The following is a 13,872-nucleotide window of genomic DNA, read 5'->3' as shown; positions in this document are numbered from 1 at the left end:
TCCCCGCAGGGCGAGGGCCCCGGGTATGGCCAGCCCTACCTCAGGACTCGGCCCAGGGGTCGTGATCGGCGGCGCCGTACGCGGTTGTCTGGAGGGGACGCTGAGAGGGGGTCCGCGATGACGAACTGGCTGGCCGAGCACACACTGGTGTTCGGAACATGGGGTGTGCTGGCCGCGGTGCTGCTGCTGCCCGCGCTGGAGTCCGCGCTGCCGCTGTTCGGCGCACTGCTGCCGGGTCAGACCGCGGTGGTGATGGGCGGGATGCTCGCCGGCAGCGACCGGGTCCCGCTGTACGCGGCGCTGGTGATGGCGCTGGCGGGCGGAGTGCTCGGCAATGCCGTGGGGTTCGCGGCCGGGCGGCGGTGGAACACGCGCCTGCTGGAGCGGATCCCGCGCCGGCTGCTGCGGCCGGGGCACACCGACCGCGCGCTGTCGCTCGTACAGCGCGGGGGCGGGCGGGCCGTGTTCGTGGGCCGCTTCACGGCGGTGCTGCGCACGCTGGTTCCGACGCTGTGCGGGATGTCGGGGATGCCGCTGCGGCCGTACCTGGTGTGGACGGTGCTGAGCAGCGCGGTGTGGGCGTCGGCCTTCGTCTTCGTCGGGTACGGGCTGGGGCACGCGCCGCTGCCGCTGCTGTGACGGCCCGGCGTCCGTGTCCAGGGCCATCACCTTCCTCGAAGGCCGGTCCCTCGTCCGCCGGGAACCGGACGAGGGGACACCGCCCGCGGGCGGGCTCGCCGGCCTCAGCCCGGCAGGCCCGCCCGCATCCGCCGGTCCCGGGGCGCCTGCGTGCGTTCCAGGCGGGCGTCCAACATGCGGGCCGCCGCCTCGCAGCGGCCGTCCGCCGTCAGCGCGTACAGCAGGGTCTCCTCGACGACCTCGCGCTGCGCCGCGCTGCCGCCGACCCGGCGCAGGACGGGCAGGAGCGCGTCGAGGCCGCGGGCGGCGTCCCGGAAGCGTTCCTCGACGAGCGCGGCGAACGCGTCGCACAGGGGGGCGATGACCTCGCGCTGGACCTCGTCGGCGGCCGCCGCGTGATCGCGCAGCCGGCGCAGGGCGGCCAGGTCTCCGACGGCGGTGAGGCTGATGGCGCAGTGCAGGGCGGTGAAGGCGGTCGCGGGCCGTTCCAGGATGTCCGCCTCCACGGCGTCCAGGACGTCCGCGACGGGCAGGTCGCCGCGCCAGCTGTCGCTGAGCCGGGCGCGCCACAGCAGCGACCCCGAGTCCACCAGGGCCCGTACGCCGGTCACCCGGCCCGGGGAGAGCTGGGTGAACCAGCGCTTGCGGACGGCGGCGGGGTCGTCGAGGGCCAGTTCGTGCAGGGCGATGTGCCAGGAGAAATGGGCCCGGTGCACGGCGCCGCGGCCCCGCCCGGCGACCCACCGTTCCAGCCAGTCGCGGCCCGCGCCGTGCGTGCCGGTCTCGTAGTGGACGTGGGCGAGCGCGTGCACGGCGTGCCCGGAGGCGGGCTCGACGGCCAGGGCACGGTGGGCCAGTTCGCCGGCCTCGTGCAGGCGGCCCTGCTCCTGGCGCAGGAACGCCAGCAGGGAGGTGTGGAACCAGTGGCCGTCGTACGCGGAGGAAGTTCGCTCGACCAGGCGCAGCGCGTAGTCGTCGTCCAGGTCGTCGACGCCGGAGAAGGCGATCGTGGGCACGGCGACGGCGAGGGCGAGGGCGTCGGCCGGGTGGCGCTCCAGGTGCCGTGCGAGGGCCGCGTCGCCTTCGTCTCCGTGGACGCGGCGGGTGACGACCTCCACGAAGGAACGCTCGCGTTCGCACGCCCGCTCCCGGGCGCAGCGCTGTGCCTCCGCCAGGGCCCGGGGTACGTCGACGGCGGCTCCGCACTCGTGTCCCAGCAGGGCGAGGGCCGCGTGCCCGAGGGCGAAGCCGGGGTCGAGGGCGACCGCGCGCCTGAGGGAGTCCTCGGCGCCCGAGCGGACCTTCAGGATCCGGTCGAGTCCGGTGCGGTAGGCGGCGGCCGCCTCGGCGTGCGTGGACAGGCCGAGGCCGTGTCCGTCGAGCGGGCGGCGCGTGGTGCGGCGCCGGGGGGTGAGCGGTGCGAGCAGCTCCTGGGCGAGGGCGGCCGCCTGGACGCGGATCTCGGGGATGGCGGTGGTCTCCCACAGCTCGCCGCGGCGCGGGGCGCCGAGGGTGTACAGGGGCAGGGCGGTGGCCCCCTGCCCGTCGAGCAGGCGCCCGTCGAGGGTGGCGACGCCCATGCCGAGCGGGCCGGGCACCGCGGTGCCGGCTTCGGACAGGGAGCGCCACAGGGGGTCCTGCAGGCTCGGACCCGGCCCCGTGCAGTCGATGATCCAGCCCACGTGCAGGTCGCGCCCGCCGGAGAGCCCGATGTCCAGCGATCCGTCGGCGCGGACGTCGGCGCGGGTGACGGCGCCGGCGTGTACGGCGAGGCGGCGCGAGGTTCGGGCGCGCAGGAGGGACTCGCCGGTGTCGGGCGCCATGCGGTGGCGGTGGGTGTTCCACAACGCACCGTCGCGTTTGACGAATTCGGCGCGCTCCTCGGTGGTGAGGCGGCGCCACAGGTGCGCGGTGTGCGGGCGCAGGCTGTCGAGGGCGGGGCGCCAGTCGCCGTGCAGGCGCACGGCGCGGGCGACGTGGCGGTAGACGGTGCGGCGCAGCTGCGCGAAGGGAGCGTCGTAGAGGCCTTCGGGGGCGGGCATGGGGCCGGCCGGGGTCAGGGCGTGCGGCTGGGGCAGCAGGCCGTTGCGGGACGCGGCGTGCACCGTGCGGCCGGGGCGTTCGAGGGTGAGGGCGAGGTCGACGGAGGTCAGGCCGGTGCCGACGAGGAGGACGTCGCTGTTGTCGGCGCAGGGTCCGTCCAGCGCGCCGGGGGTCCAGGGCTCCGCGATGAAGCGGGCGGCGGCGCGCAGCTGCGCGGGGGCCCAGGCCGCGGTCGGGGCGGCGGGGCCGGTCGCCAGGACCGCGCTGTCGGCGTCGAGCCGCGTTCCGTCGGCGAGCCGGAGGGTCACCCCGCCGTCCGGGGCGCCGGCGACGTGCTCGGCGCGGGTGGTCAGCCGGCGTACGGACACGGTGCCGTGCGCACGGACGATGGCCTGGGCGAGCGTGTCGGCGAGATAGGCGCCGAAGCGGTAGCGGGTCGCGAAGTCGGCGGAGGTGACGGTGGGTTCGCCGTGGCGGCAGAGCCAGCGGGCGAAGTGGCCGGGGTCGTCGGGGTAACAGCTCATGCCGCCCGCGGGCACGTTGAGGCGGTGCGCGGGGTCCCGGGTGGCGTAGGCGGTGCCGCGGCCCGCTTCGGGGGCCGGGTCGATCAGGACCACGTCGAGGGGGGTTCGGCGGCGGGTGGCCATCTCACAGAGGTGGACGGCGGTCAGCGTGCCGGCCGCACCCGCACCGACGACGGCCACCGTGTACCGCTCACGGACTGGACTCACGTAATCCTCCGGCAGTGTTCGGCGGCGGGGCCGGTGGAACGGAGCTCCGCCTTCGGGTCGTGCTCGCTTTTCCAACCGAGTGAGTAGGAAAAGGTGTTGTCCTTAGAGGAATCCCACCCGGTGCTCGAGAGCCGCTCAAACACCGGTCGACGCCGGCCGGATCCGTAACCGGGAAACCGCGGACCGGTGGGGGCGGGAGACGGGGCCCGCCGGCCGAAACGCACCGGGTCGTCGCGCGGGGCGGGAGGGGCTTTCCGGTGGCACGGCTGCGCCTCCCTCCGTGCGACCCGCTGCGGGACGGCGCGTGGGTGGTGACCTCGTCGAAGAGGCAGGCGGCGGGCCGGGGCGACGGGCGTGAGGACGTCGTGCGCGCCCTGGAGGACGGGTGGTCCGGGGCGGCGTCGGGCCGGGATCCGCGTCGGTTCGCCGCGGCCGGCGGTGTGGACGCGGCGGCCGCAGGGGGCGTTGACGACGGGGATGTACGGCGGGAACTCCACGGCGTCGGGGGCACCCGAGGGCGTCGAGGACGGCCTCGTGGCGGCCGAGGGAGCCTGCGTCGGGCGGGGTGGTCCGGCCGACGGGGACGGCGTTCGGCCGGGGAAGGGACACACAGACGCAGCGGCCGCTCCTCGGCGCTTCGTTGGTTGACACCTCGAAGCGTGAGGAACGGCCGCCTGCGTCGTACTGGGAGGAACCGCAGATCAGTACGTCCGGTGACCTACGGCGTCACACCGCGATCTCAGACGGTGGTCGGCACGTCGGCCCGGCTCTTCCCGGACTCGTGCGGCGCCGCCTCCAGCTCCGGCAGGCCCGGCCGCCAGAAGCGCGGCCCCAGGTCCAGGGCCAGCGCCGGAACCAGCAGGCTGCGGACCAGGAACGTGTCGAGGAGGATTCCGACCGCTACCAGCAGCCCCTGCTGCAGTGCGCTGACCGTGGGGATGGCCGCGAGGACGAGGAACGTGGCAGCCAGCACCACGCCCGCCGACGTGATGACGCCGCCGGTCACCGTCACGGCGGTGAGGATTCCCTCGCGGTGCCCGCGCAGCTGCACCTCTTCCTTGGCGCGCGTCATCAAGAAGATGGTGTAGTCGACACCCAGCGCGACGAGGAAGATGAAGCCGAACAGCACCAGCCCGCGGTCGATCTTCGCGTGGTCGAGTACGTGGAACAGCAGCGAGGCCGTGCCGACGGCTGCCGCGAACGACAGCACCACGGACACGAGCAGCACCAGCGATCCGATGACCGCCCGCAGCAGGATGAGGAGCATCACCAGCACCACGGCGAGGATCAGCGGGATCAGCAGCTTCTCCTCGCTGCTCTGCCCCTCGGAGACGTCGAGCGCCACGGCCGTCTGGCCTCCGACGATCGCGTCGGCCGCCGGACCGGTCGAGCCGTCCAGTGCCTTCCTGATGTCCTTGATGGTGTCCTTGGCGGCCGCGGAGTCCGGAGCGTCGCGGAGCACTGCGGTCAGGTGCGTCCAGCCGCCCTTGGCCACTTGGGTGTCGACGGAGGACACACCGGGCACCTTGGCGACGGTGGCCGTCGCGGATTCGGCCCCGGCGTCGCGGACGTACACATCGGCGGGAGCCGACGAGCCCGCGGGGAAGTGCTTGGCCAGCAGCTGCTGGCCGGTGACCGAGTCGACCTTGCCGGTGAACTGCTCCGCCTGGGTCTGGCCGGTCTGTACGCCGAAGACGCCCAGCGCCATGACGCCCAGCACCAGCGCCGTGCCGATCCACACGGCGCGCGGGCGCCGTCCCACGGCTGCGGCGATCTTCGCCCACTTGCCGTGGCCCTGGGCGGAGTTCGGGTCGTATCCCGCGGTGACGCGCGGCTTCACGGGCCAGAACACCCAGCGGCCCAGGATCACCAGCAGCGCCGGCAGCAGCGAGGTCATGGCGAAGAACACCAGGACAACGCCGATGGCGACGACCGGTCCCAGACCCTTGGTGCTGTTCATGCTGCCGAACACCAGGCACAGCGTCGCGACCGCCACCGTAGCGGCGGAGGCGGCCAGAGCCGGCAGCGAGCCGTTCACGGCCAGCGCCATCGCCGTGTGGCGGTCTTCGTGCCGGTGCAGCTCTTCCCGGTAGCGGGCGATGATCAGCAGGGCGTAGTCGGTGCCCACGCCCACGGACAGCACCATCAGGACGTAGGCGCTCTGACCGTTGACCACCAGCCCCGCGTGCTTGGCGAGGAGGTAGACCACGCCGCTCGCCACCTGGCTGGCCAGCCCCACGGCGATCAGCGGAATCAGCCACAGCACCGGGCTGCGGTAGGTCACGAGCAGCAGCAGCGCCACCACGGCGAGCGCGGCACCCAGGAGGGCGCCGTCCATGCCGGAGTAGACCTCGGCGAAGTCGCGGATGCTCCCGGCCTCGCCGGTGATCTTGACGTCGAGACCGGCGGGGGCGCCCTCGGAGGTGAGCTTGCCGGCTTCCTCCACCTTGTCGGTGAGCACCTTGTTGTCGCTGGGCGAGGTGCGCAGCGGAACGCTCACGAACGCCGCGACCTTGTCCTCGGAGACCACGGCGGAGGAGACCTCGCCGACGGCCACCTTGTCGCCGAGCAGGGCGCGATCGGCGTCGATCTTGGACAGGTCGGCCGGGGTGAGGCCGCCCTCACGGGCGTAGACGATGACTGCGGAGCTGGAGTCCTTGTCGGCGAAGTACTGCTCCGCGAGCTGCACCGCCTTGGTCGACTGCGCGCTCGACGGCAGCCAGGTCTCGGGGTCGTTGTCCTGTACGTCTGCAAGGCCGGCGGCCAGCGAGCCACCGATGCCCATCAGCAGGAACCACAGCACAAGCACGACCCACTTGGAGCGCCGGCCGGCGACGAAGGCCGCGTACCGGCTCGCAACGGTGGGGGAAGAAGCGGGCGGTGGTTCCGTTTCCGTGGAGGATGGTGCCGGGGTCTGGGTCGTCATGTGACTCTCGCTGAGGGTCAGGAGCCGTGGAGCGGGGGCTCGGACGGAACTGGTGATACAAAGGTTCTTCACCAGAGGGGTGGAGTCCTGGTGGAGCCCCCCTCGAGTTGGCTTGAACCCGGGACTCCCGCGCCCCATGGCACTCCGGTTCTGGCTGATTCCCTACTCGAGCCCCGTGAGGCCGCCCTGGCGTACGGGCCCGGCGGGCGGCGGACCGGGCCCGTACGCGCACCCCGCCGTCGCCCCCGATCCCTTCGAGCGGCCCTTACGACCGGGTGCCGCGACGGGGGGACGTCGTGGTGGAATCGCGCTGGTGGATCGGCTGAGAGGTGGCACAGGCGCGCTCGAGGCTCCCTTGAGGAAGGCCGGGGGCACGCTCGAGACTCCCTTAAATCCGCTGGTCGCCGAAGGGGCGGTCCGTCGCCCGCATGCTTTTCCCCGTTCGCCGGTCACCTCCGTAGGGCAGGCTCGGTCAGTGTTGTGAAGGACGGAAAACACCCCTGAGGGAGCACCTGATGAAGGCTCGTATGCAGAACCCCGCCAAGCTTCTGCCGGACGCCATGACCGGCATTCAGAACCTCTACAAGGCCATGCACCAGGGCGGCGTCGAACCGCGCACGCTGGATCTGGTGCACCTGCGCGCGAGCCAGATCAACGGCTGCAGCGCCTGTGTCCACGGCGGCGTCACGGGCGCCAAGAAGGGCGGGGAGACCGACGAGCGTCTGCACGCCGTCGCGGCCTGGCGCGAGACGCCGTTCTTCACGGACTCCGAGCGCGCCGCGCTCGCACTGACCGAGGCCGCCACCCGGCTGGCCGACCGCAGCGGTCAGGCCGTGCCGGACGCGATCTGGGACGAGGCCGCCGACCACTTCACGGAGCAGCAGCTCGCCGCGATCCTCCTCATGATCGCGACGACGAACTTCTTCAACCGGCTGAACGCCACCATCCAGGAGCCCGCGGGCCAGAACTGGGGCTAGAGCCCAGAGGCCGACAGGACGGCCGCGAGGCCGTCCTCGGCCACGGGGGACCGGCGCGGCGCTGTCCTGACGGCCGGCGCCCACGGCCGGTCGACGCTGTGACGGGGGTGCCGGGGGATCTGTCGCGGGGAGCGGGTGCGCTCCGCGTGACATCCCCCGTGAACGTCACGGCGTGTCGGGGCGGCGGCAGGTGGCGGATCAGGAATCGAGAAGTTCGGTTCGCGCGGTCGCCCCTAGCCTGCTTGCCATGGACATCACGATTCACACGGCTTCCCTGCCGCATGACGACCCGGACGCTTCGCTCGCCTTCTACCGCGACCTCCTCGGCTTCGAGGTCCGCAGCGATGTCGGCCAGGGCAAGATGCGCTGGATCTCGGTCGGCCCCGTCGGTCAGCCGGGCACCTCGATCCTTCTGACACCGCCCGCCGCCGATCCCGGCATCACCGAGGACGAGCGCCGCATGGTCACGGAGATGATGGCCAAGGGCACCTACGGATGGATCCTGCTGGCCACTCCGGACGTCGACGCCACCTTCGAGAAGGTGCAGGCCGGTGACACCGAGGTCGTGCAGGAGCCGACCGAGCAGCCGTACGGCATCCGCGACTGCGCCTTCCGCGACCCGGCGGGCAACCTGGTCCGCATCCAGGAACTCCGCTGAGCAGTGCGCGCACCGGTGCGGCCGTGCGGGCCGGCATCGCCACCACCCGTATCGCCACCACCCATGAGGAACGCGGCGGCGCACGAGCGACGTCTTCGCGTGTCCGGGGCAGCTCGAAGACGAAGGACAAGGGGAGGCTTCTCATGTGCAAGCCCGAATGGCGGCGTGCACGCGTCCAGGCGCAGCGTCTGGCCGACCTCGCGCGGCTGCGCCGCGTCCGCGACCGGATCGACAGGGAATACGCGCAGCCACTGGACGTGGAAGCACTCGCCCGTTTCGTGGACATGTCCGCCGGGCACCTGAGCCGGCAGTTCCGGGCCGCCTACGGCGAGTCTCCGTACTCCTACCTGATGACGCGTCGCATCGAGCGGGCGGCAGCGCTGCTGCGGCGCGGCGACCTCAGCGTCACCGAGGTCTGCTTCGCGGTCGGCTGCGCGTCGCTGGGCACGTTCACCACCCGCTTCACCGAGCTGGTCGGCATGCCGCCCGGGGCCTTCCGGCGCCAGGCGGCGGGTGCGGCGGCCGACCCCGCCGACCCCGCCGACCCCGGCGATGCCGCGGGTGCGGCCCGCGGTGCCGGGCCGGCGATCAAGGTGGAGGGGATGCCGGCGTGCGTGGCGAAGCAGGTCTCGAGACCGGTCAGGGTTCGAGAAGCCCCGGCCTCCGCACGGCCCCTGGGGTAATCCCCCGGCCCGGCGCCCCACCCGCGGGTGTTCCGGCAGGAACACCCATACACAACGGCCGTTCCTCAGTGCTTCGTTGCCCGACACCTCGAAGCGTGGAGAACGGCCGTCCGCGTTCTCCCGGGAAGAGCCCTCCCTGCCCCGGACCTGCGGCGGAGGTCGCCGCGGCGGCCGTACGGCTCCCTCCGGACGCCGCCGGAAACGGCAGACGGCGCAAGCGGGCCGCTATCGGTTCTCGACCGGTGATGCATCGACGCACTCGAAGCTGCAGACACAGGGCGAGGTGAGATCACCTCCGGTCGGCATGAGGAGTGCGTGATGCTCAAGGTCGTTTCACGGGACGGCACGACGATCGCTTACGAGAAGTCGGGCGAAGGCCCCCCGCTCGTTCTGCTCAACGGTGCCTTCCGCGACCACACGATCTTCTCCGAACTCGTTCCCGAGCTGGCGCGGCACTGCACCGTGTACGCCTACGACCGCCGCGGGCGCGGCCAGAGCGGTGACGCTCCCGAGTTCGCCGTCGAGCGGGAGATCGAGGATCTCCAGGCGGTGATCGAGGAAGCGGGCGGCTCGGCGGCCGTGTTCGCCGGGTCCACGGGCGCCAACCTGGCGATCCAGGCGGCGCTCACGGGCACGCCGATCACCAAGCTGGCGCTCCACGAGCCGTTCTTCCGGGTCGACGGTTTCCCGAAGCCCCCGTGGAACGCCGCGCGGACGCTCCAGGTCCTCCTGGAGGACGGCCGGCGCGACGAGGCGGCCGAGTACTTCCTCGGCCCCGTCCTGGGCCTCACCCCCGACAACGTCGCGGAGTGGCGCAGGAGCCCGATCTGGGCGATGAACGAGGCGAACGCGCACACGCTGTCGTACGACGTCGAGATCTGCGGCGACTTCTCCGTACCGGCCGGCCCGCTCGCCGGATTCCAGACGCAGACGCTGGTCCTCAACAGCGACAACACCAGCGCCTGGCTGCGTGCGGCAGCACAGGCGACCGCGGCGGCCCTGCCCAACGGCCGGGGCCTTGAGCTCTCCGGATCCTGGCACCGGATCGACATGGACGTGCTCGGCCGGACGCTGGCCGAGTTCGCCGGCGCCTGAAAGGTCCCGCCATCCCTGCCCGCGCCGACGCCCTGCGGCGCGGGGGACGTGCTCGACCCATCCCTGTAAGTCCGTCATCTACCTCCCGGGAGAACACCACCGTGACCACGGCTCACACCCTGGCCGCCCGGTACACCGCGGAGGCGGCCCCGGCCGCCGCCCCCAGCGAGCGCGGCGCCACCGTGTGGCTGACCGGGCTGCCCAGCGCGGGCAAGACCACGCTCGCCTTCACCCTCGCCGAGCGCCTGCGCGCCGAGGGGCACGAGGTCCAGGTGCTCGACGGCGACGAGATACGAGAGTTCCTCTCCGCCGGCCTGGGCTTCACCCGCGCGGACCGGCACACCAACGTCCAGCGGATCGGCTTCGTGGCCGGGCTGCTGGCCTCCCACGGCGTCAAGACGCTGGTACCGGTCATCGCCCCGTACGCCGAGTCCCGCTCCGCCGTCCGTGCCCGGCACGCCGCCGGCGGCACGCCGTTCCTGGAGATCCACGTGGCCACCCCGGTCACGCTCTGTTCCCAGCGCGACGTGAAGGGCCTGTACGCCAAGCAGGCGGCCGGCGAGATCTCCGGTCTCACGGGCGTCGACGACCCGTACGAGACACCTGAGAACCCGGAGCTGCGCATCCAGACGCAGGGCCGGTCGGTGGCCGATTCCGCAGCAGAGCTGCACACCTTCCTGACCGAGAGGGGCCTGGCATGACGACCGCGACCCATCGCCTGATCGAGGCGTCGGGGAACCCCTTCGCGCTGACGCACCTGGACTCGCTGGAATCCGAGGCGGTCCACATCTTCCGCGAGGTGGCGGGCGAGTTCGAGAAGCCGGTGGTCCTCTTCTCCGGCGGCAAGGACTCGATCGTCATGCTGCACCTGGCGCTGAAGGCGTTCGCGCCGGCGCCGGTGCCGTTCGTGCTGCTGCACGTCGACACCGGGCACAACTTCCCCGAAGTCATCGAGTACCGGGACCGCACGGTCGCCCAGCACGGCCTGCGCCTGCACGTGGCCTCGGTCCAGGACTACATCGACGCCGGCAAGCTCACGGAGCGCGCCGACGGCACCCGCAACCCGCTGCAGACCGTCCCGCTGACCGAGGCGATCCAGCAGCACGCGTTCGACGCCGTCTTCGGCGGCGGCCGCCGCGACGAGGAGAAGGCCCGCGCCAAGGAGCGCGTCTTCTCCCTGCGCAACGAGTTCTCGCAGTGGGACCCGCGCCGCCAGCGCCCCGAGCTGTGGCAGCTCTACAACGGCCGCCACGCCCCGGGCGAGCACGTGCGCGTCTTCCCGCTCTCCAACTGGACCGAGCTGGACGTGTGGCAGTACATCGCCCGCGAGAAGATCGAACTGCCGGACATCTACTTCGCCCACGAACGGGACGTCTTCCTGCGGGGCGGCATGTGGCTGACCGCCGGTGAGTGGGGCGGCCCGAAGGACGGCGAGACGGTCGAGAAGCGGCTCGTCCGCTACCGCACCGTGGGCGACATGTCCTGCACCGGCGCCGTCGACTCCGACGCCGCCACGCTCGACGCGGTGATCGCCGAGATCGCCGTGTCCCGGCTCACCGAACGGGGCGCGACCCGCGCCGACGACAAGATGTCCGAGGCCGCGATGGAAGACCGCAAGCGCGAAGGGTACTTCTAGGGATGACCACAACCACCGAGCAGCTCAGCGCCACCACGCTGCTGCGCTTCGCGACCGCGGGCTCCGTCGACGACGGCAAGTCCACCCTGGTCGGCCGCCTGCTGCACGACTCCAAGTCGGTCCTCACCGACCAGCTGGAAGCCGTGGAGCGGGTCTCGGCCAGCCGCGGCCAGGACACCCCCGACCTCGCACTGCTCACCGACGGCCTGCGCGCCGAGCGAGAGCAGGGCATCACCATCGACGTGGCCTACCGCTACTTCGCCACCACCCGGCGCCGGTTCATCCTGGCCGACACCCCCGGGCACGTGCAGTACACCCGCAACATGGTCACCGGCGCCTCCACCGCCGACCTCGCCGTGGTGCTGGTCGACGCCCGCAACGGCATGGTCGAGCAGACCCGCCGGCACACCGCGGTCGCGGCCCTGCTGCGGGTCCCGCACGTGGTCCTCGCCGTCAACAAGATGGACCTGGTGGGCTACAAGGAATGCGTCTTCGCGGAGATCGCCGAGGAGTTCACCTCCTACGCCGCCACGCTCGGGGTCAAGAACGTCGTGGCGATCCCGCTCTCCGCGCTGGCCGGCGACAACGTCGTCGAACCCTCCGCCAACATGGACTGGTACGGCGGCCGGACCCTGCTGGAGCACCTGGAGACCGTCCCGGTCGGCAGTGACCCGAGGGAAGAGCCCGCCCGCTTCCCCGTCCAGTACGTGATCCGCCCGCAGAGCGCCGAGCACCCCGACTACCGCGGCTACGCCGGCCAGATCGCCTCCGGCGTCCTGCGCGTCGGGGACGCCGTCACCGTCCTGCCCTCCGGACACACCACCGCCGTCGCGGCCATCGACGCGCTCGGTACGCAGACGGACGTCGCCTGGGCGCCCCAGTCCGTCACCGTCCGGCTCACCGACGACATCGACATCTCGCGCGGCGACCTGATCGCGGCCGGGGGCACGGCCGAGGAGCCCACCAAGGACATCGAGGCCAGCGTCTGCCACCTCAACGAGCGCCCCCTGCACGTCGGCGCCAAGGTGTTGCTCAAGCACACCACCCGCACCGTGCGCGCCGTGGTCAAGGACATCTCGTACCGGATCGACATCAGCACCCTCGAACGGCGCCCCGGCGCCGAGGGTCTGCAGGTCAACGACATCGGCCACGTCGTGCTGCGCACGGCCGAGCCGCTCTCGCTCGACCCCTACGCCGACAACCGCCGGACGGGCTCGTTCCTGCTGATCGACCCGGCCGACGGCACCACCCTCGCAGCCGGCATGGCGGGCGAGCCCTTCGAGACCGTACGGCGCAAGGCCGCGGCAATCGACGAGGAGGACTGGGTCTGATGCACCACCAGACGATCGGGCGCGTGGCCATGGCGGCCGTCGCCGTGACCACGGCCGCCGGACTGCTGTCGGGCTGCAGCTACGGCGCCAGTGCCGACGAAGCCCCGAAGCAGACCGTGGGCGTCTCGGGTGCGAAGCTCTCCGCCGACACCGTGAAGATCGGCTACTTCCCGAACCTCACGCACGCGACCGCCCTGGTGGGCCTGCAGGACGGCCTGTTCCAGAAGGAGCTGGGGTCGACCCGGATCAAGTCCCAGTACTTCAACGCCGGCCCGGCCGAAATCGAGGCGCTCAACGCCGGTTCGATCGACATCGGCTGGATCGGCCCGAACTCGGCGATCAACGGCTACGCCAAGTCGCACGGCACCTCCCTGCGGATCATCGGCGGCTCGGCCTCCGGCGGTGTCAAGCTGGTGGTCAACCCGGCGAAGATCGGTTCGCTGGACGACCTCCGGGGCAAGAAGATCGCCACCCCGCAGCTCGGCGGTACCCAGGACGTCGCCCTGCTGAACTATCTGGCGGGCAAGGGCTACAAGGTGGACCCGGCCTCCGGCGCGGGTGACGTCAATGTGCTCCGTACGGAGAACAAGGTGGTGCCGGAGGCGTACAAGTCCGGCTCCATCGACGGCGCCTGGGTGCCCGAGCCGACCGCCTCCAGGCTGGTCACGCTCGGTGCGAAGGTCCTGCTGGACGAGAAGTCGCTGTGGCCGGGCGGCGTGTTCGTGACCACCAACATCATCGTCTCGCAGAAGTTCCTGGCCGCGCACCCCGACGTGGTCGAGGCCGTGCTGCGCGGCGCCGTGGCGGCCAACGCCTTCATCAAGGCCGACCCGGAGAAGGCGAAGGCCGACGCCAACCTGCGGATCAAGGCCGACACGGGCAACGCGCTGCCGGCCGCCATCCTCGACCCCGCGTGGGCCGGCATCGACTTCATCGACGACCCGCTGGCCGCCACCCTGCAGACCGGGGCCGACCACGCGGTCGCCGCGGGCCTGCTCGACAAGCCCGAACTCGCCGGGATCGTCGACCTGACCCTGCTCAACAAGGTGCTCACGGCTGCGGGCAGGCCCGCCGTGGCGGACGCCGGGCTCGGCGTCAAGTGACGACCCGCACCCCCTAGCTCCGCGCAGCAGCTCCCCGCAGCGCCCCGTCC

Annotated in this window: 11 protein-coding genes; 9 read left to right on the top strand and 2 right to left on the bottom strand. The window is 72.2% G+C overall.

Features of this window, described 5'->3' with window-relative positions; translation table 11 throughout:
• Positions 1–117 precede the first annotated feature (117 nt).
• Positions 118–639 carry a DedA family protein gene (locus OG247_RS43240; protein WP_327257991.1) on the top strand — a complete coding sequence of 174 codons (522 nt, stop codon included), beginning with the start codon at positions 118–120 and terminating at the stop codon, positions 637–639.
• A 104-nt stretch (positions 640–743) separates the two neighbouring features.
• Here the strand turns inward: OG247_RS43240 and OG247_RS43235 are convergent, their stop codons facing one another.
• Together OG247_RS43235 and OG247_RS43230 are read right to left on the bottom strand one after the other, a co-directional pair.
• The gene (locus OG247_RS43235; RefSeq protein ID WP_327257990.1) at positions 744–3,413 is read right to left on the bottom strand and encodes an FAD/NAD(P)-binding protein; all 2,670 of its coding nucleotides are present in this window, start codon (positions 3,411–3,413) and stop codon (positions 744–746) included.
• Positions 3,414–4,152: 739 nt separating this feature from the next.
• The gene (locus tag OG247_RS43230) at positions 4,153–6,339 is read right to left on the bottom strand and encodes an MMPL family transporter (protein ID WP_327257989.1); all 2,187 of its coding nucleotides are present in this window, start codon (positions 6,337–6,339) and stop codon (positions 4,153–4,155) included.
• A 515-nt stretch (positions 6,340–6,854) separates the two neighbouring features.
• Between OG247_RS43230 and OG247_RS43225 the strand changes: the two genes are divergently transcribed.
• The 8 genes from OG247_RS43225 to OG247_RS43190 all read left to right on the top strand — a co-directional run bounded on the left by OG247_RS43225 (position 6,855) and on the right by OG247_RS43190 (position 13,822).
• Complete coding sequence (locus OG247_RS43225; protein ID WP_327257988.1) at positions 6,855–7,316, top strand: carboxymuconolactone decarboxylase family protein; 462 nt, start codon at positions 6,855–6,857, stop codon at positions 7,314–7,316.
• Between the two features lie 247 nt (positions 7,317–7,563).
• On the top strand, positions 7,564–7,974 hold the full coding sequence (locus tag OG247_RS43220) for a VOC family protein (protein ID WP_327257987.1): 411 nt from the start codon (positions 7,564–7,566) through the stop codon (positions 7,972–7,974).
• A gap of 143 nt (positions 7,975–8,117) precedes the next feature.
• The gene (locus OG247_RS43215) at positions 8,118–8,657 is read left to right on the top strand and encodes a helix-turn-helix transcriptional regulator (protein ID WP_327257986.1); all 540 of its coding nucleotides are present in this window, start codon (positions 8,118–8,120) and stop codon (positions 8,655–8,657) included.
• Positions 8,658–8,975: 318 nt separating this feature from the next.
• A complete protein-coding gene (locus OG247_RS43210; protein WP_327257985.1) occupies positions 8,976–9,752 on the top strand; it encodes an alpha/beta fold hydrolase in 777 nt (258 codons plus the stop codon).
• A 119-nt stretch (positions 9,753–9,871) separates the two neighbouring features.
• Positions 9,872–10,453, top strand: coding sequence for an adenylyl-sulfate kinase (cysC, locus tag OG247_RS43205; RefSeq protein WP_327258066.1), 582 nt, complete (start codon positions 9,872–9,874; stop codon positions 10,451–10,453).
• Positions 10,450–11,388 carry a sulfate adenylyltransferase subunit CysD gene (gene cysD, locus OG247_RS43200; RefSeq protein ID WP_327257984.1) on the top strand — a complete coding sequence of 313 codons (939 nt, stop codon included), beginning with the start codon at positions 10,450–10,452 and terminating at the stop codon, positions 11,386–11,388. Before cysC ends, cysD begins: the two co-directional genes overlap by 4 nt.
• Before the next feature lie 2 nt (positions 11,389–11,390).
• Positions 11,391–12,719, top strand: a complete 1,329-nt coding sequence (locus tag OG247_RS43195) for a sulfate adenylyltransferase subunit 1 (RefSeq protein WP_327257983.1) — start codon at positions 11,391–11,393, stop codon at positions 12,717–12,719.
• On the top strand, positions 12,719–13,822 hold the full coding sequence (locus OG247_RS43190) for an aliphatic sulfonate ABC transporter substrate-binding protein (RefSeq protein WP_442813699.1): 1,104 nt from the start codon (positions 12,719–12,721) through the stop codon (positions 13,820–13,822). Before OG247_RS43195 ends, OG247_RS43190 begins: the two co-directional genes overlap by 1 nt.
• Positions 13,823–13,872 lie beyond the last annotated feature (50 nt).

It is taken from the genome of Streptomyces sp. NBC_01244 (genome assembly GCF_035987325.1).
GTDB lineage: Bacteria > Actinomycetota > Actinomycetes > Streptomycetales > Streptomycetaceae > Streptomyces.
Note: the sequence above shows the minus strand (reverse complement) of the source record. Positions and strands in the feature narration are given on the sequence as shown.

Bases quoted from the DNA above. Each gene is read 5' to 3' on its own strand.
- OG247_RS43230 (WP_327257989.1), bottom strand. From the start codon at position 6,339: ATGACGACCCAGACCCCGGCACCATCCTCCACGGAAACGGAACCACCG.
- OG247_RS43240 (WP_327257991.1), top strand. From the start codon at position 118: ATGACGAACTGGCTGGCCGAGCACACACTGGTGTTCGGAACATGGGGT.
- OG247_RS43210 (WP_327257985.1), top strand. From the start codon at position 8,976: ATGCTCAAGGTCGTTTCACGGGACGGCACGACGATCGCTTACGAGAAG.
- OG247_RS43195 (WP_327257983.1), top strand. From the start codon at position 11,391: ATGACCACAACCACCGAGCAGCTCAGCGCCACCACGCTGCTGCGCTTC.
- OG247_RS43190 (WP_442813699.1), top strand. From the start codon at position 12,719: ATGCACCACCAGACGATCGGGCGCGTGGCCATGGCGGCCGTCGCCGTG.
- OG247_RS43225 (WP_327257988.1), top strand. From the start codon at position 6,855: ATGAAGGCTCGTATGCAGAACCCCGCCAAGCTTCTGCCGGACGCCATG.
- cysD (WP_327257984.1), top strand. From the start codon at position 10,450: ATGACGACCGCGACCCATCGCCTGATCGAGGCGTCGGGGAACCCCTTC.
- OG247_RS43220 (WP_327257987.1), top strand. From the start codon at position 7,564: ATGGACATCACGATTCACACGGCTTCCCTGCCGCATGACGACCCGGAC.
- OG247_RS43215 (WP_327257986.1), top strand. From the start codon at position 8,118: ATGTGCAAGCCCGAATGGCGGCGTGCACGCGTCCAGGCGCAGCGTCTG.